At 62.9% G+C, this 17,031-nt stretch carries 11 protein-coding genes and 1 pseudogene; 8 read left to right on the top strand and 4 right to left on the bottom strand.

Annotated features, from left to right (window positions below; all coding sequences use genetic code 11):
- Positions 1–56 precede the first annotated feature (56 nt).
- The 4 genes from ATC00_RS05745 to ATC00_RS05730 all read left to right on the top strand — a co-directional run bounded on the left by ATC00_RS05745 (position 57) and on the right by ATC00_RS05730 (position 6,772).
- Positions 57–653, top strand: a complete 597-nt coding sequence (locus tag ATC00_RS05745) for an NUDIX domain-containing protein (protein ID WP_064252236.1) — start codon at positions 57–59, stop codon at positions 651–653.
- 95 nt (positions 654–748) lie between these two features.
- Complete coding sequence (gene mprF / locus ATC00_RS05740; RefSeq protein ID WP_064252235.1) at positions 749–3,361, top strand: bifunctional lysylphosphatidylglycerol flippase/synthetase MprF; 2,613 nt, start codon at positions 749–751, stop codon at positions 3,359–3,361.
- Complete coding sequence (locus ATC00_RS05735; RefSeq protein ID WP_064252234.1) at positions 3,358–4,740, top strand: virulence factor family protein; 1,383 nt, start codon at positions 3,358–3,360, stop codon at positions 4,738–4,740. The genes mprF and ATC00_RS05735 overlap by 4 nt, the downstream gene beginning before the upstream one ends.
- Positions 4,741–4,897: 157 nt before the next feature.
- Positions 4,898–6,772, top strand: a complete 1,875-nt coding sequence (locus ATC00_RS05730) for an adenylate/guanylate cyclase domain-containing protein (protein ID WP_082912065.1) — start codon at positions 4,898–4,900, stop codon at positions 6,770–6,772.
- Positions 6,773–6,788: 16 nt separating this feature from the next.
- Here the strand turns inward: ATC00_RS05730 and purN are convergent, their stop codons facing one another.
- Positions 6,789–7,454, bottom strand: a complete 666-nt coding sequence (gene purN, locus ATC00_RS05725) for a phosphoribosylglycinamide formyltransferase (RefSeq protein ID WP_064252233.1) — start codon at positions 7,452–7,454, stop codon at positions 6,789–6,791.
- Positions 7,451–8,521: a phosphoribosylformylglycinamidine cyclo-ligase gene (purM, locus tag ATC00_RS05720; RefSeq protein WP_037379819.1), complete on the bottom strand. Its 1,071-nt coding sequence runs from the start codon at positions 8,519–8,521 to the stop codon at positions 7,451–7,453. The genes purN and purM overlap by 4 nt, the downstream gene beginning before the upstream one ends.
- A 236-nt stretch (positions 8,522–8,757) precedes the next feature.
- Here purM and ATC00_RS05715 point away from each other — a divergent pair, with 236 nt between their 5' ends.
- The 4 genes from ATC00_RS05715 (at position 8,758) to ppx (ending at position 14,383) form a co-directional block, all read left to right on the top strand.
- On the top strand, positions 8,758–9,924 hold the full coding sequence (locus tag ATC00_RS05715; protein WP_037379820.1) for an AI-2E family transporter: 1,167 nt from the start codon (positions 8,758–8,760) through the stop codon (positions 9,922–9,924).
- A complete protein-coding gene (hdaA, locus tag ATC00_RS05710) occupies positions 9,908–10,597 on the top strand; it encodes a DnaA regulatory inactivator HdaA (protein ID WP_037379822.1) in 690 nt (229 codons plus the stop codon). The genes ATC00_RS05715 and hdaA overlap by 17 nt, the downstream gene beginning before the upstream one ends.
- A gap of 64 nt (positions 10,598–10,661) precedes the next feature.
- The gene (locus ATC00_RS05705) at positions 10,662–12,848 is read left to right on the top strand and encodes an RNA degradosome polyphosphate kinase (protein ID WP_132075465.1); all 2,187 of its coding nucleotides are present in this window, start codon (positions 10,662–10,664) and stop codon (positions 12,846–12,848) included.
- Positions 12,849–12,859: 11 nt separating this feature from the next.
- On the top strand, positions 12,860–14,383 hold the full coding sequence (gene ppx, locus ATC00_RS05700) for an exopolyphosphatase (protein ID WP_037379825.1): 1,524 nt from the start codon (positions 12,860–12,862) through the stop codon (positions 14,381–14,383).
- A 70-nt stretch (positions 14,384–14,453) separates the two neighbouring features.
- Here the strand turns inward: ppx and ATC00_RS05695 are convergent, their stop codons facing one another.
- The gene (locus tag ATC00_RS05695) at positions 14,454–15,809 is read right to left on the bottom strand and encodes an esterase-like activity of phytase family protein (protein ID WP_064252232.1); all 1,356 of its coding nucleotides are present in this window, start codon (positions 15,807–15,809) and stop codon (positions 14,454–14,456) included.
- Between the two features lie 146 nt (positions 15,810–15,955).
- A pseudogene (locus ATC00_RS05690) lies at positions 15,956–16,975 on the bottom strand (adenylate/guanylate cyclase domain-containing protein).
- Positions 16,976–17,031 lie beyond the last annotated feature (56 nt).

Raw genomic sequence — 17,031 nt, 5'->3', positions numbered from 1 at the left:
CAGTCATGTTCGACACGCGCAGCATGCGTGTGAAACGCTTTCATCAAGGATCACCCATGACGAAACATGAAGACCCGCGCATCCGGATTCTCGACCGCCGGTCTCTCTGGACGGGTTTCATCAGCCTCGAGCAGGTCACTCTCGAGCAACAGATGTCCGACGGCAGGACTGCCCGCCTCGTTCGCGAGGTGCATGACCATGGCCGCGCAGCCACGATTCTGCTTTTCGACCCGGAGCGCCAGATCGTCGTGCTCGTCCGCCAGTTCCGTCTTCCCGTCCTGCTGCAAGGGGAGCCTGCTTTTCTGGTCGAGACGCCGGCGGGCCTGCTCGACGGCGAGGCGCCGGAAGTTGCGATCTGCCGGGAAGCGATGGAGGAGACCGGCTATCGCATCGAGAGCGCAATGCATCTCTTCGACGCCTATATGAGCCCGGGTTCGATAACCGAACGGACAAGTTTCTTCCTCGGCCGCATCGATACATCCAAGAAGGTGTCAGCCGGCGGCGGGCTGGCGCATGAGGGCGAAGACATCGAGGTGCTTGAAATTGCCCTGGACGAGGCCGTTGCAATGATCGGCAACGGGGAAATCTGCGACGCCAAGACGATCATGCTGCTGCACTGGGCCATGCTGAACCGGGCGGCGTTGGCAGCTTAACCCATTGAAACAGAATACATTACCAATAATTCACTTTTTGTGCGCACCGGACTGCGGTAAATCGCTCGTGTCTTCTCCAACGACACGGGCGATCCATGACGTCCTCTTCCTCCCTCCCCGAAATTGAAGCGCAGAAAGACACGGCCGAGGTCGGGTGGCGGCCATTTCTGAGGCGCAACCAGCGCTATCTTTCCGCCTTGGGCACCCTCGCGATGATCGCGCTCTTCGGAGTGGCGATTTTTCATCTCACTGCCGAAGTGCAGTATGAAGATGTGGTGGCGGCACTGGCGGGCACGAGCTGGAGCGCGGTCGCAACCGCCATCCTGTTCACCGGGCTGAGTTTTCTTGCGCTTACCTTCTACGACGTCGGCGCGCTCGACTATGTCAAACGCAAGCTCCCCTATGTCGACGTCGCCCTGACGGCGGCCTGTGCCTATGCCGTGGGCAATACCGCGGGTTTCGGACCCTTGAGCGGCGGCGCAATCCGGTATCGCTCCTATTCGCGTCTCGGCCTGGAGCCGGATGATATCGGCCGGGTCATCGCCTTCGTCACGCTCGCCTTCGGCCTCGGGCTTGCCGCCGTCGGCTCTCTGAGCCTGCTCGCCGTTGCCGAATATGTCGCGCCGCTGATGGGGATCGAGCCGTTCTGGCTGCGGGGAATTGGCGTGCTCGTCCTTGCCGCCATGCTCGCGGTCATGGTGGCGGGGCGGAGCGGCCATGAGGTGAGCATTGGCCGCGTCACCCTGCGTCTGCCGGATACCAGGACCTCGTCGCGGCAGTTTCTGGTAACGGCGCTTGATCTCGCGGCCTCCGCGACGGTGCTCTATGTGCTGCTGCCGTCAGGCACGATCGGCTGGCCGGCATTCCTGGCGATCTATTCCGTCGCGGTTGGCCTCGGCGTGCTGAGCCACGTCCCGGCCGGGTTGGGGGTTTTCGAAACAGTGATCGTCGCAACCCTCGGCCGCGCGGCCGATGTCGATGCGGTCCTCGGCGCGCTGGTCCTTTACCGCGTGATCTACCATGTGCTGCCGCTGCTGATCGCCATCGTCGTGATCATCGGCGTGGAACTCCGCCAGTTCGCCGGCCACCCCGCCGCGTCCAGCCTGCGCCGTGCCGGCGGCCGGATGGCGCCGCTGCTGCTTGCGACACTCGCTCTCGTGCTCGCCCTTATGCTGGTCCTTTCGAGCGTCACGCCGACGCCGGATGAGAACCTGGCCTTCCTCGCCAACCATGTCGCCCTGCCGATCGTCGAAGGAGCGCACTTCCTGGCGAGCCTGCTGGGCCTGGCGCTGGTCATCGTCGCGCGCGGACTGGCACTGCGGCTCGACGGTGCCTGGTGGGCATCGGTCGTCATCGCGCTGACCGCGCTTCTGCTCTCGCTTGTCAAGGCGGTGGCGCTCGTCGAAGCAGGCATGCTCGCCTTCTTCATACTCGGCCTCATCGCGAGCCGCCGGCTTTTCGTCCGTCCCGCTTCGCTGTTCGGGCAGGCGCTGACAGCCCCCTGGCTTATGGCGATGGGCGTCATCTGCCTCGGTGCCTATGTCGTTCTGCTTTTCGTCTATCGCAACGTCGACTACAGCCATGAGCTCTGGTGGCAATTCGAGTTTTCGGCGGAGGCGCCGCGCGGCCTGCGCGCGCTGCTGGGCGTGACGATCGGCGCGACCGCCGTAGCGATCTGGAGCCTCATGCGGCCGGCCACTACGGTTGTGGCACCCGCATCCGAGGAGGAGCTCGAGCGCGCCATCGCCGTTCTCGATGCCCAGGACATGTCGGATGCCAACCTGGTGCGGATGGGCGACAAGAGCATCATGTTTTCGGCCGATGGCCGCGCCTTCATCATGTATGGGCGCCAGGCGCGCTCCTGGATTGCACTCTTCGACCCTGTCGGGCCGCTCGATGCATGGCCGGATTTGATCTGGCAGTTCATCGAGACGGCGCGCTCCAACGGCTGCCGCGCTGTCTTCTACCAGGTCTCGCCCAAGGGCTTAGCTTATTACGCCGATGCGGGCTTGAGGGCCTTCCGTCTCGGTGAGCTCGCGGAGGTCGACCTCATGCGCTTCGAGATGAAGGGTGGCAAATGGGCAAACCTGCGCCAGCAGGTGAGCCGCGGCCAGCGGGATGGGCTGGAATTCTCGCTGGTGGAACCCGCCGATGTGCCGGCGATCCTGCCGGAACTTGCGGAGATATCCGATGCCTGGCTTGCGCACCACAGCGCACGCGAGAAGGGCTTTTCGCTCGGCGCCTTCGATCCGGATTATCTTGCGGAACAGCCGGTGGCGATCCTCAAATGCGACGGCCGCATCGTCGCCTTCGCGAACATCCTTGTTACCGGCACCAAGGAAGAGGGCTCCGTGGACCTGATGCGCTTCTCGCCGGAGGCGCCCCGGGGTGCGATGGATTTCCTGTTCGCGCAGCTGATGGAATATCTGAAGGCGCAGGGCTATCGGCGCTTCAATCTCGGCATGGCGCCGCTCTCCGGCATGTCGTCTCGCCGGCTGGCGCCGGTCTGGGACCGCGCCGGGCGGACCTTCTACGAGCACGGCGAACGCTACTACAACTTCAAGGGGCTGCGCGCCTTCAAGTCGAAGTTCCATCCGCATTGGCAGCCACGATATCTTGTCGCAAGCGGGGGGCTCAATCCGATACTCGCCCTGATGGACGCGACGTTCCTGATCGGCGGTGGCCTCAAGGGAGTTATAAGGAAATGACACTCATGGGCAAAGTTTGGAAAACCGCGATCTTTGCGGCCCTTGTCCTCGGGGCGGCCAAGCTCCCGGCCGCGGCCGAGGACGCGCCCAAGTTCGACACGGGGATGATCCCGTCGCCGCATATCCTGTTCCCCAGGCAAGAGGCGGCAGGACTCGTCGTGCTGCTTTCGGATGCCGGCGGATGGACTGCGATGGAGGCGGCGGCGGCTCGTGCACTGTCCGATGAAAAAGCGATCGTCATCGGCATCGACCTGAAGGCCTATCTGGCGTCCCTCGCCAAGGACGACGGCGATTGCATCTATACCGTCTCCGACATCGAATCCTTGAGCCAGCAGGTGCAGCGCGCGGCGGGTAGCGGCGCCTATCGCCCGCCGGTCGTGGCCGGTGTCGGCGCCGGCGGCGCAATGGCGCTGGCGATCGCGGCGCAATCGCCCGCCGCAACGATCGGCAGGACGCTTGCAGTCGATCCGGAAGAGGGTATCACTCTGACGAAGCAGCTCTGCACGCCGGCGGAGAAGAGCCGGAAGAACGACCGCATGGTGTACGGCTTGACCGACGGAGCCTTGCCCGACCCGGTGGCCGTCACCTTTTCTCCGGCAGCGTCTGCGGCAGGTCGAGACCATGTCGCTGCGCTTGTCGAGAAGCATCCGGAAATCGAGACCGACGATACGGACGACGAAGCCTATAAGGCGCTTTCCGACGCACTGTCGGATTACCTGGGCGAGGATGACGAAACGGACAATCCGTTCGGACTGCCGCTGACGGTCCTCGACGCCAAGCCGAGCCGCGATACGATGGCGGTGATCTATTCCGGCGATGGCGGCTGGCGCGATATTGACAAGGAGGTCGGCAATGTCCTGCAACAGCAGGGCGTTCCCGTCGTCGGCGTGGATTCGCTACGTTATTTCTGGGCCGAGCGCCAGCCGCAGGAGAGCGCCAACGATCTTCAGCGGATCATCGGCTATTACGGCAAGCGGTGGAATGTCCGCAACGTGCTCCTGATCGGCTATTCCTTCGGCGCCGATATCCTGCCGCGCACCTACAACCTGCTGCCTGCCGCCGAGCGGGCGCGGGTTCGCCAGGTGAGCCTCATGGCGCTGTCGCACCAGGCAGACTTCAAGATCTCCGTCCTCGGTTGGCTCGGCGCAGAAGGCGCAGGCAGCGCCGGCGACCCGGTCGACGACATCAAGGCGATCGATCCGTCGCTCGTCCAGTGCTTCTACGGAACCGAGGAGGAAGACGACGCCTGCCCGGACCTGAAGCCCGCCGGCGTGGATGTTGTCGCCATCGAAGGGGGCCATCATTTCGACGAGGACTATCCGGCCCTGACCCGGCGTGTCCTCGACGGCCTCGACAGCCGGCTCGCTCAGGCGAAGTGAGCCGGCGCTTCCAATAGACCACCCCTCCACAGTTGATCGGGAGCTGGGCGGTCTTGGCCGCACAAGATGAGACATTCGCTGGCCGCTGGGGTATGATTGGGTCGGCCTGGAATTCTAGCACCCCGAGAGTGGCAGTACACGAAGACTGGGTGGTCACATGAACGATCCGACGGTGCACAGACGTTTGACGGCCATCCTCGCTGCAGACGTTGTGACGTACAGCCGCCTCATGGGCCAGGACGAGGCAGGCACTCACGCGGCATGGAAATCGCACCGCCGGGAACTGATCGACGCCAAGATAGCTGAGCATGAGGGTCGCATCGTGAAGCTCACGGGCGACGGATTCCTGGCGGAATTTCCAAGTGTTGTAAATGCAGTCACCTGCGCGGCCACGGTCCAGCGAGGTATGCTGGAACGCAATGCGGGTGTGCCGCAGCGCAGCCGGATAGAGCTTCGGATGGGCATCAACCTCGGGGACGTGATCGTCGAGGGCGATGACATATTCGGGGATGGCGTCAATGTGGCGGTTCGACTTGAAAGCATAGCGACGCCCGGCGGCATCGCGGTCTCTGCAGCCGTTCGAGATAACGTCGGCAACCGGCTCGATCTTCGATTCGAGGATATGGGCGAGCAGGCGCTCAAGAACATCGACCGTCCGGTGCGCGCCTATGGCATTACCTTGGACTTTGCTACGGCTCTCCGAACGACCGGTTCGGATGCTAGCCAGCAAGATCCTTGGGAGATCGAAAAGCCGTCGATCGCGGTTCTGCCTTTCAACAACATAAGCGGTGACCCAGAGCAGGAGTATTTCAGCGATGGGATCACCGAGGACATCATTACCGATTTGTCGAAAATATCCGGCCTGTTCGTCGTCGCCCGCAATACTGCTTATACATACAAGGGCAAACCGGTGAAGGTGCAGCAGGTGAGCCAGGATCTAAGGGTCAACTTTATCCTGGAGGGAAGCATCCGCAAGGCCGGGTCGCGTGTGCGCGTCACCGCGCAGCTTGTGGAGGGCAAGGGTGGTGGTCATGTATGGGCCGACCGCTACGACCGTGATCTCACCGACATATTCGCCCTGCAGGACGAGATCACCCATACCATCGTCGATCATCTAAAGGTCAAGCTGCTGCCAGAGGAGAAGAAAGTCATCGGTCGAGTGCCGACGGGGAATTTCGAGGCCTATGCGTATTACCTCAGGGGTCGGCATTTCCTGCACTGGCACTGCAAATCGCATTACGTGCTTGCGAAGCGCATGTTCGCAATGGCTGTCGAACTCGACCCGCTTTATGCGCGGGCCTATGCGGGAATCGCGGACTGCGATTCCTTCCTCTTCCTTCACTATAACGCCGATGTCTCGATTGACGGCATTCTGGCGACGAGCGCCAAGGCGCTGGACCTTGAGAGCGGCCTGGCAGAAGCGCATGCTTCACGTGGCCTCGCCCTCTCGCTTCGCGAGCGGCATTCGGAAGCGATGGCAGAGTTTGAGCAGGCGATCGCTCTCGATCCCAATCTTTTTGAAGCCTACTACTTTTATGCCCGCGCCTGCTTCACTCAGGGGAAGCTGGATGAAGCGGCCCGGTTTTTCCTGCGCGCCGCAGAACTCAAGCCGGATGATTACCAAGCCTTGCTTGTGCTCGTTAACATTCTCCGATCGCTCGGGCGCGATCAGGAAATGAGGATGGCGGCACGGGAAGGTGTTGCGCGGGCCGAGCGTGAGCTCATGCTGCGTCCGGAGAATGCGAGACCCGCCTATTTGGGGGCCTTGGGCCTCACGGCGCTTGGAGACCACGACCGTGCTAAGGAATGGGCAGGACGTGCCTTGGCCATCGATCCCGACGATCGTCTGGCGAAATACAACGTGGCCTGCTTTTACTCGCTCGAGGGCGAACATGAACGGGCAATCGACCTGCTCGTGGAGCTTCTCCCGCGCGCCACCCACGAAACAAAACGATGGGTGAAGTACGACTCGGACCTCGATCCGATCCGAGGACATGCGCGCTTCCTGAAGGTCCTGGAACTCCTCGGGTAAGAGACTTTGCCCCGTTTCAAATCGTTGGAGAAATCAGAGCGCCAGAGGCATCGCAGACCCCGTGGCTGACGGCCCGCCCATCATGCATCGTGACCTTGCCCTCGGAGACCAGCCGGAGCGCCAGCGGATAGGTCTTGTGCTCGACCGTCAGGACGCGCGCGGCGAGCGTCTCCGGTGTGTCGCCGGCAAGGATGGGGACGGCGGCCTGGGCGATGATCGGGCCGTCGTCCATGCCCTCGGTGACGAAGTGCACGGTGCAGCCGGCGAGCTTCATACCGGCTTCGAGGGCGCGCTGATGCGTATACAGCCCCGGGAACAGCGGCAGCAGCGACGGATGGATGTTGAGGATCCGGCCCGCGTGGCGATTTATGAAGGCGGCGGACAGCAGCCGCATATAGCCGGCAAGGCAGATGATGTCCGGCTGCAGCCGGTCGAGCTCGGCGAGGATCGCCGCTTCGTGCTCCTCCTTGCTTTGGAAGTCCTTGCGCACGAACGAGGCTGTGGCGATGCCGAGCGCTGCCGCCTTGGCAAGGCCGCCGGCTTCCGCCTTGTCGGAAATGACGGCAATGATCTCGGCCGGGAAATCCGGTTCGGCCGCGGCTTTCGCCAGCGACAGCATGTTGGAGCCGCCGCCGGAGATGAAGACGACGACCTTTTTCTTCCTGGCCGGGGACAGACTCATAGGGCGAGGCTGCCCTTGTAGATCGTGCCGGCGGCACCCTCTTCGCGCGCCACCATGCGGCCGAGCGGGAAGACCGTTTCGCCTTCACCGGCGAGCACCGCCGCGACCCTGTCGGCTTCCGCTGCCGGAGCGACGGCGATCATGCCGACACCACAATTGAAGGTGCGCAGCATCTCGTTGGCGGCGACGCCGCCGGTCTTGGCCAGCCAGGAGAAGACCGCCGGCGGCTTGACGGCGTCGAGGTCGATCTCGGCGGCGAGATGCCTGGGCAGCACGCGCGGAATGTTTTCCGGGAAGCCGCCGCCGGTGATGTGCGCCAGCGCCTTGATCGCGCCGGTCTCGCGGATCGCCTTCAGAAGCGGCTTCACATAGATGCGGGTCGGGGTCATCAGCGCTTCGGCAAGCGTCCCCTCGCCAAAGGGCGCCGGCGCGTCCCAGGCGAGACCCGAGAGGGCGACGATCTTGCGCACCAGCGAATAGCCGTTCGAGTGCACGCCGGAGGAGGCAAGGCCGAGGATGACGTCGCCTTCGGCAATGTCGCCTGCCGGCAGCAGCTGTCCGCGCTCGGCCGCACCGACGGCAAAACCGGCAAGATCGTAGTCGCCGCCCGAATACATGCCCGGCATTTCCGCCGTCTCACCGCCGATCAGCGCGCAGCCTGCCTCGCGGCAGCCGGCGGCGATGCCGGCGACGATTGCCGCCCCCTGGTCGGGATCGAGCTTGCCCGTGGCGAAATAATCGAGGAAGAACAAGGGTTCGGCGCCCTGCACGACGAGGTCGTTGACACACATGGCGACGAGGTCGATGCCGACCGTGTCGTGTTTGTCGGCGTCGATGGCGATCTTGAGCTTGGTGCCGACGCCGTCATTGGCGGCGACAAGGACCGGATCTCTGAAGCCGGCCGCCTTGAGGTCGAAAAGGCCGCCGAAGCCGCCGATCTCGCCGTCGGCTCCGGGACGCCGGGTCGAGCGCACATGCGGCTTGATCTTTTCGACCATCAGGTTGCCGGCATCGATATCCACACCCGCGTCGCTATAGGTGAGGCCGTTCTTTCCCGACTGGCTCATGCTCGTTCTCCAAGGCTCGTCGTATTTTGCGGATGCGATTGGCACGGTAAGCTAAGGAGTGCAAGCGGAGAGGCCGGGCCTTGCGGCCTTTTTTCACGTTTTTGCCTTCGGCTCATCGCCTTCAGGCGTGAACCGAGCGGATTGAAGGCAGTCGGGCTTGACCTGCGCGCGCGCCGCACCCTATCTCGTCGGAAGAGACGCGGGGGCGCCGGGCGACGGACGGGACGGGAAACACCATGGGCAATCGGATCAGCGGTTTAGGACTTCAGCGCCAGATCTTCTTCTGGCTGCTCGTGCTCGCCGCCTTCATCGCCTTCCTGATGGTTTTCAGTTCCATCCTCCTGCCGTTCCTCGCCGGCATGGCGCTTGCCTATTTCCTCGATCCGGTCGCCGACCGGCTGCAACGGCTTGGCCTCAGCCGCCTGATGGCGACGATCGCCATTCTCGTCGCCTTCGTCCTTCTCTTTGCGCTGTCGCTGATCATCGTCATCCCGCTGATTTTCACCCAAGCGGCCGATTTCATCCAGAAGATGCCCGGCTATGTCGCGAGGCTTCAGGCTTTCGTCGCGGATACCACTCAGTCGACCCTCGTGCCGGACTGGCTCGAGGCTCAAATGGCGACGATCAAGGAGAATTCCGCCAAGCTTCTCGAGCAGGGGGCGGTCTTTCTCGGCACCCTGTTCCAGCAGCTCTGGAATTCAGGCATGGCGCTATTGGATATCCTGTCGCTCTTCATTATCACGCCGGTGGTCGCCTTCTATCTGTTGCTCGATTGGGACCACATGGTCGAGAAGGTGGATAGCTGGGTGCCGCGCGACCATGTCGATATCGTGCGCCAGATTGCCCGCGACATGAACACGACGATCGCCGGCTTCGTTCGCGGCCAGGGTTCACTATGCCTCATTCTCGGCCTCTATTATGCGGTCGGCCTGTCGCTTGTGGGCCTGAATTTCGGCCTGCTGATCGGCTTCTTCGCCGGCATGATCAGCTTCATTCCCTATGTTGGGTCGCTCGTCGGTCTCGTTCTTGCCGTCGGTGTGGCGATCGTCCAGTTCTGGCCGGATTATATCTGGATTCTGCTCGTCCTTGCCGTCTTCTTCACCGGCCAGTTCCTCGAGGGCAACATTCTCCAGCCCAAGCTGGTCGGCAAGAGCGTTGGGCTTCATCCCGTTTGGCTGATGTTCGCGCTGCTTGCCTTCGGCGCGCTGTTCGGTTTCGTCGGCCTGCTCGTCGCCGTTCCGGCGGCTGCCGCGGTCGGCGTGCTTGTCCGTTTCGGCATCCAGCGATACCTTGATAGCGACCTCTATCATGGGCATAGGGCGGCCGCGAACCAGCAGTCGGAGGGCCAGGAGCCCAGCCGACCGATGCCGTCCTCCAGAGCAAAGCATGACAAGACGTCCTAACGAACAATTGCCGCTCGTCTTCGGTCACGACCCGTCAACCGGCCGGGAGGACTTGCTTGTTTCCGATCGCCTGAGTGCGGCCATTGCGATCGTTGACCACTGGCCGGCTTGGCCGTCGCCGGTCGTCATCATCGCCGGTCCGGTCGGTTCCGGGAAGTCGCATCTCGCCAGCATTTGGCGAGAGGCGTCGGGTGCTGAGCCGATCCACCCCGTTGCCGGCTCGGATGCCGCCGACGTTGCGGCTTCGAGGCCGGTGCTTTTCGAGGATGTCGACCGAAAGGGCTTCGACGACACGGCGCTGTTCCATGTCATCAACAGCGTCCGCCAGAACGGTACGGCGCTTCTGATGACCTCGCGGCTATGGCCGATGTCCTGGCCGGTGACGCTTCCCGATCTCAAGTCGCGCCTCAAGGCCGCCACCGTCGTCGAGATCGGCGAACCCGACGACGAACTCCTGACGCAGGTCCTCTTCAAGCTTTTTGCCGATCGCCAGCTGCTCGTCGACGAGCGTTTCGTGGCCTATATAGTCAATCGGATGGAGCGGTCCCTTGAGGCTGCGCAGACGATCGTCGAGCGGATGGATCATCTGGCGCTTGCCCGCGGCACGCGGCTGACGCGGGCCCTTGCGGCGGAAATCTTGGAAGAACTTGCAATTGCCCGCCGGCCCGATTGACTGTCACAGAACCGTCGTCAAAGTGGGATAGCTCGTTCATCCGGAGCAATGGGGTCTGATGGGAATGGATAACGCGACGTCTGCAATCACCGAACACAAGGCGCCCGCGGAGCAAATTGATCTTCTGACGAGCCCCGAGCGCTTCATCAACCGCGAATTCTCGTGGCTTCAGTTCAACCGACGGGTCCTCGAGGAGACGTTGAACACGGCGCATCCGCTCCTGGAGCGCGTTCGCTTCCTGTCGATTTCGGCTGCCAACCTCGACGAATTCTTCATGGTCCGCGTCGCCGGTCTCGAGGGCCAGGTGCGATCGGGCGTTTCGTTGCGCAGCCCGGACGGCAAGACGCCGGCCGAACAGCTCGACGAGATCCTGAAAGAGATCGACAATCTCCAGATGGAGCAGCAGGCCTCGCTCGCCGTCCTCCAGCAATATCTTGCCAAGGAAGATATTCTGATCGTGCGTCCGGCGTCTCTTTCGGCGCAGGACAAAAGCTGGCTCGCCAATGAATTCGACCAGTCGATCTTCCCGGTCCTGACGCCGCTTTCGATCGACCCGGCGCACCCGTTCCCGTTCATTCCGAATCTCGGCTTCTCCATCGGCCTGCAACTCGTCAGCAAGACCGGCCGTGAGCCGATGACGGCGCTGCTGCGCCTGCCGGTGGCGCTCGACCGTTTCGTCCGCCTGCCGGACGTCAAGAACGTCATCCGGTACATCACCCTCGAAGATGTCGTCGGCCTGTTCATCGACCGCCTGTTCCCGGGCTATGAGGTTCAGGGTTCGGGTACGTTCCGGATCATCCGCGACAGCGATATCGAAGTCGAGGAAGAGGCGGAAGATCTGGTGCGCCTGTTCGAGACGGCGTTGAAGCGCCGTCGCCGCGGGTCGGTGATCCGCATCGAAACCGATTCCGAAATGCCCGCGTCGCTGCGCCAATTCGTCGTGCACGAGCTCGGCGTGCCCGATAATCGCGTCGCCGTTCTGCCCGGACTGCTGGCGCTCAACACGCTTTCCGAAATCACCAAGGCACCGCGCGAGGACCTTCGTTTCGAGCCCTACAATCCGCGCTTCCCGGAACGCGTCCGCGAGCATGGCGGCGACTGCCTCGCCGCGATCCGCGAGAAGGACATGGTGGTCCACCATCCTTACGAGTCCTTCGACGTCGTCGTGCAGTTCCTGCTCCAGGCGGCACGCGATCCGGACGTGCTGGCGATCAAGCAGACGCTTTACCGGACCTCCAATGACAGCCCGATCGTGCGCGCGCTTATCGATGCCGCCGAAGCAGGCAAGTCGGTCACCGCGCTTGTCGAGCTCAAGGCCCGCTTCGACGAGGAGGCGAACATTCGCTGGGCACGCGACCTTGAGCGCGCCGGCGTCCAAGTGGTCTTCGGCTTCATCGAATTGAAGACCCACGCGAAGATGTCGATGGTCGTGCGCCGGGAAGAGGGCAAGCTCAGGACCTATTGCCACCTCGGCACCGGCAATTACCACCCGGTCACGGCGAAGATCTATACCGACCTGTCGTTCTTCACTTGCAATCCGGTGATCGCCCACGACATGGCGAACATCTTCAATTTCATCACCGGCTATGGCGAGCCGGAGGCGGGGATGAAGCTGGCGGTCTCGCCGCATACGATGCGACCGCGCATCCTCAAGCACATCGACGAGGAGATTGCACACGCCGAAGCGGGTCGGCCGGCGGCCATCTGGATGAAGATGAACTCGCTCGTCGATCCGGAAATCATCGATGCGCTCTACAGGGCAAGCCGTGCGGGCGTCGAGATCGATCTCGTCGTTCGGGGCATCTGCTGCCTGCGGCCGCAGGTCCCCGGGCTTTCTGAAAACATCCGTGTCAAGTCCATCGTCGGCCGCTTCCTCGAGCATTCCCGGATATTCTGCTTCGGCAACGGCCACGGCCTGCCGTCGGAAAATGCGCTTGTCTATATCGGTTCGGCGGATATGATGCCGCGCAACCTGGACCGGCGGGTCGAGACGCTCGTGCCTCTCATCAACCGGACTGTGCACGAACAGGTTCTTTCGCAGATCATGCTGGGCAATCTCATCGACAACCAGCAGAGCTACGAGATCCTTCCGGACGGCACCTCGGGCCGCATGGAAGTTGGCAAGGATGCCGAGCCGTTCAACGCGCAGCATTATTTCATGACCAACCCCAGCCTTTCGGGCCGGGGTGAGGCTCTGAAGTCCAGTGCACCGAAGCTGATTGCCGGCTGGAAAAGCGGTTGGCGCAAGTAAACTGGAACCGCATGGTCGAATCTGAAGCGCAGGGGCGTCTGCCCGGCATCCGCCCGGTGTCCGTTGTGGACATCGGTTCCAACTCCATTCGTCTCGTCGTCTACGAGGGGCTCAGCCGTGCCCCGACGATGCTCTTCAACGAGAAGGTCATGTGCGGCCTCGGCAAGGGCATCGACGCTACCGGCCGGATGGAGGAGGAGAGCGTTCAGCGGGCGCTGAAAGCGCTGCACCGGTTCCGTGCGCTGTCCGACCAAGCCCGCGCCACCAAGATGTATGTGCTGGCGACGGCAGCCGCGCGCGAGGCCTCGAACGGCGCGGCCTTCATCGAGAAGGCGGAAGCCATCCTCGATCAGAAGGTTCGGATCCTCACCGGCGAGGAGGAAGCCTATTATTCGGCCATGGGCGTCGTCAGCGGCTATCACGATCCAGATGGCATCGTCGGCGACCTTGGCGGCGGCTCGCTAGAACTGGTCGAGGTCGAGGGCCGACGTATCGGCAACGGGATCACCTTGCCGCTCGGCGGCATCCGCCTCTTTGAGCACAGCAACGGCTCCCTGAGCCGGGCGCGCACCTGGGTGCGAAAATTCATGAAGGGGGCGGATGTTCTGGGGCGGGGAACCGGGCGCACATTCTACGCCGTCGGCGGAACCTGGCGCGCGATCGCCAAGCTGCAGATGGAAATGCGTGACTATCCGCTGCACATGATGCAGGGCTATGAGATCTCCTATGACGAGGCGATGGCGATCCTGGCCGAGGTGATCGAGCCCAAGTCCCTGAAGCCCTCCGCTTTCGCGACGATTTCCAAGAGCCGCCGCAGCCTCTTGCCGTTCGGCTCCGTGACGATGCAGGAGGCGATCTCGATCATGAAGCCCGAGCGTATTTCGTTTTCGGCGCTTGGCGTTCGTGAAGGTTACCTCTACTCGCTCCTTTCCGACGAGGAACGCCTTCAGGACCCGTTGCTTACCGCTGCCGACGAGATCGCCATCCTGCGCGCCCGCTCCCCGGAACATGCGCGCGAGCTTGCCGAGTGGACCGGGCGGATGGTGCCGCATTTCGGCATTGAGGAAACCGAGGAGGAGCGCCGTTACCGCGAGGCCGCCTGCCTGCTGGCGGATATCAGCTGGCGCGCGCATCCGGACTATCGCGGCCTGCAGGCGTTGAACATCATCGCCCACTCCGCGTTTACCGGCATCACCCATGCCGGCCGGGCCTATATTGCGCTCGCCAACTACTATCGTTTCGAGGGGCTCAACGACGACGGCGCCACCAGCCCGCTCGCCGGCATCACCACGCCGCGCCTGCTCGAACTGGCAAAGCTGCTCGGCGGCCTGTTGCGGGTTGCCTATCTCTTTTCCGCCTCCATGCCGGGCGTCGCTCGCCATCTTACTCTTCGGCCCTCGACGCGGCCGGAGGTCGATCTCGAATTCGTCGTGCCCGCGGCCTATCTCGATTTCGAGGGCGAACGCCTCGATGGCCGCCTGCAGCAACTGAGCCGGCTGACGGGCAAGAAGCTCGCTTTCCATTTCGAGAGCTGAGCGGTCGCAAGCGCCTCGTTTCAGATGGTGGGAACGGTCGCGCGCGGGTCTCCATGCGCGACCGTTAGGGTTATTCGGCCTTCAGGAACTCGCCGACTTCGAGCAGAACGAATTCGTTGTCGTCTGCCTTGTCGAGCGCACGCCCGGCAGAGAAGGGCAGGTTGTTATCGTTGCCGACGATGACATGCGTGTCGTCGACCCGGTCGACGTTCTCGATGGTGACGAAGGGCATGTCGTAATAGCCGTCGCCGCCGCCCTGGCGCTTCTTGTTGTCCGGATCGGCGATCTTCAGGAGGTCGATGTAACCGATCTTGCGCACTGCCTTGCCGACGTTTTCATCGTCCATCGCGATCTTGTAGACGCGCTTCAATTTGGACCCAACCGCGAAGCAATCCGGCTTGGGATCCTTGGAATCCGCACAGGCCTTGTCGGCGGTGCCGGCGCCGTTGTCGCGTTCGATCACCAGCGCCGTCTTTTCGTCGAGCATGTTGAAGTCGCCGATCGCCTCGCCGCCTTCGGCGAGCGGATAGAGCCAGCTGCGCCCGGTCCAGGTTTTGGCTGCGGCGTCGAGCTCGACGATGCGAAGCGCCGGACGGCCATCCGCCTGTTCCACAGTTTCGCCGTCGGTCCAGATCGGCCCCTCGAGCAGGCCGTAGAGTTTCGCGCCGTCTTTGGACAGCGCCAGACCTTCATAGCCGCCGGAGCGCTTGAGGTTGAAAGCGGGTGTCTTCTTCGACGGGTCCGCCTGCAGCGTCAGCGTCGGATTGTCGGGCGACAGCACCGGCTTGCCGTCCACCATCGTCGGAGTCACGTCGGTCAGCTTGCCGGCCGTGTCGAACTTCAGCAAATAGGGACCGAATTCCTCGCCCACCCAGAAGCCGTCGGCGACCGGCTGGATCGACTCGACGTCGAAGTCTCCGCCGGTGAGATAGCGCTTGGCAGAGCCTTCCATGACGATCGGGAACGGAGCCTTGCGGTCGGGATCGGACAGGAAGACGGTTTTCAAGGCTTCGACCTTGCCAGCGTCCCAGTCGATTTTCAGGTGATGCAGCATCAGCATCGCGTCGGTTGAATTGAGCTTGTTGCCGAAGCCATTGTCCGAAAGGCTCCAGAAAGTGCCGTCCGGCATCGCCTTGATGCCGGAAAAGCCCTGCATCGGCTGACCGTTGAACGGGAGAGACAGGCCGGTCGGGCGGACGCCGTCCTTGCCCGGCACGCTGCCGAGCTCCGTCGCGCGCTTGCGGTCGGCGGTCGAGAACTTGCCCGAAGTCATGAGGTATTCCGCCGCATCCGCAGGCGCGGCAATGATCGTATTGGCCGGCAGGACCGCATGGGCCTTCAGCGTCGCCGGAAAGGCCTTTTCATCGGCGAGCGCGGTGGTCGCCGACAGGAGCGTCAAGGCAGCGGCGAGGATGGATTTCGTCATCAAATTCACCTGGGTTCGAGCTGTGTCGCTTCCCGATAGGCGGCTTTGATGACGGCGAGTTGACGCTTCTCTGACAGGCGGGTGAAGCTTTGATGACGGCCATACCAGCCGCCCAGGGGAGCGAAGGTGGTGCGTCCCGGCGCGCGCTACAGTTGCACGGCGCGCAGCGAGAATACCCCGAGTTTCTGGCCGCGTCCCTTGATCTCGTGCTCTCCCAGGTCCTCGCTTCTGACGAAGGTCGGCAGGCGCATGCGCCGCAACAGATCGGCGGAAATCAGCACCTGCCGATCGAGTGTTCGGCAGAGTCCTTCGAGGCGCGCCGTCGTGTTCACCGTGTCTCCGAAATAGGTGATCTTGTGCCTGTCGATGCCGATTTCGGCGGCAACGATCGTTCCTCCGTGGAGGGCCGCGCGCAGGCGTGGGACCTCGCCGTACACCTTGTGCCAGCGGGAGGCGGAAGCTTGGACCTAGTCGAGAATGTCGAAGACGCAGCGAATGACGGCGGCGTCGGCCACGGCTCGGTCGAAAGGCCAGGTGATGACCGCGGCGTCGCCGATATAGTCGTCAATGGAGCCGCGATAGCGCAGCACCGGATCGGCGAGCTCCGCAAACAGCTTTCCGAGGTATTCCTGCATCTTGAGGTCGCCGAAGCGCTCGGCATAGGCGGTCGAGCCGGCGACATCGACAAACAGGAATACGCGTTCCTCCTGCACCGGCTTGCGGTAGCGTCCCATCAGCAAGCTCAGGAAGACGTCGCGGCCGAGCAGTTCCCGCACCCGCAACACGAAAATGATCGGACCGGAAACGACGAGCGCATAGACGAGCACATTGAAGGAGGGCACCATCGCCTCGCTCCAGGACTGCTGCAGCACGCCCGTTACCTTCAGCACCACCCCCGCCGCGACGAAGCCGAGATTCTCGACCGCGAAATAGACGGCGATCGAGGACAACAGAAAGGCTGGTGTCGGAAGGCTGTGGATCGCCCTGTAGAGGCGGCGCAGGATGATGCGGCGTTCAAAGGCAAGGACCGGCATGCAGATGAACACTGCAAAGGTCGCGCCGATCAGCGCACCGTCGCCATAGACGACCCACGCATAGGCCACGCCGCTGCCAGCGAGGACCAGAAGCAGGAAAATGAATTCGAGCGTGGAAAATCTCCAGCGCATGAGCGATGGCCTCGGGAATCGAAACAGCGGAAGGATCGCCGCGCCTGCGGAAGTCT

Origin of the sequence: Sinorhizobium americanum (assembly GCF_001651855.1) — a bacterium.
GTDB lineage: Bacteria > Pseudomonadota > Alphaproteobacteria > Rhizobiales > Rhizobiaceae > Sinorhizobium > Sinorhizobium americanum.
Note: the sequence above shows the minus strand (reverse complement) of the source record. Positions and strands in the feature narration are given on the sequence as shown.

Bases quoted from the DNA above. Each gene is read 5' to 3' on its own strand.
- ATC00_RS05745 (WP_064252236.1), top strand. From the start codon at position 57: ATGACGAAACATGAAGACCCGCGCATCCGGATTCTCGACCGCCGGTCT.
- ATC00_RS05715 (WP_037379820.1), top strand. From the start codon at position 8,758: ATGGGCAATCGGATCAGCGGTTTAGGACTTCAGCGCCAGATCTTCTTC.
- purN (WP_064252233.1), bottom strand. From the start codon at position 7,454: ATGAGTCTGTCCCCGGCCAGGAAGAAAAAGGTCGTCGTCTTCATCTCC.
- ATC00_RS05695 (WP_064252232.1), bottom strand. From the start codon at position 15,809: ATGACGAAATCCATCCTCGCCGCTGCCTTGACGCTCCTGTCGGCGACC.
- hdaA (WP_037379822.1), top strand. From the start codon at position 9,908: ATGACAAGACGTCCTAACGAACAATTGCCGCTCGTCTTCGGTCACGAC.
- purM (WP_037379819.1), bottom strand. From the start codon at position 8,521: ATGAGCCAGTCGGGAAAGAACGGCCTCACCTATAGCGACGCGGGTGTG.
- ATC00_RS05730 (WP_082912065.1), top strand. From the start codon at position 4,898: ATGAACGATCCGACGGTGCACAGACGTTTGACGGCCATCCTCGCTGCA.
- ATC00_RS05735 (WP_064252234.1), top strand. From the start codon at position 3,358: ATGACACTCATGGGCAAAGTTTGGAAAACCGCGATCTTTGCGGCCCTT.
- ATC00_RS05705 (WP_132075465.1), top strand. From the start codon at position 10,662: ATGGATAACGCGACGTCTGCAATCACCGAACACAAGGCGCCCGCGGAG.
- ppx (WP_037379825.1), top strand. From the start codon at position 12,860: ATGGTCGAATCTGAAGCGCAGGGGCGTCTGCCCGGCATCCGCCCGGTG.
- mprF (WP_064252235.1), top strand. From the start codon at position 749: ATGACGTCCTCTTCCTCCCTCCCCGAAATTGAAGCGCAGAAAGACACG.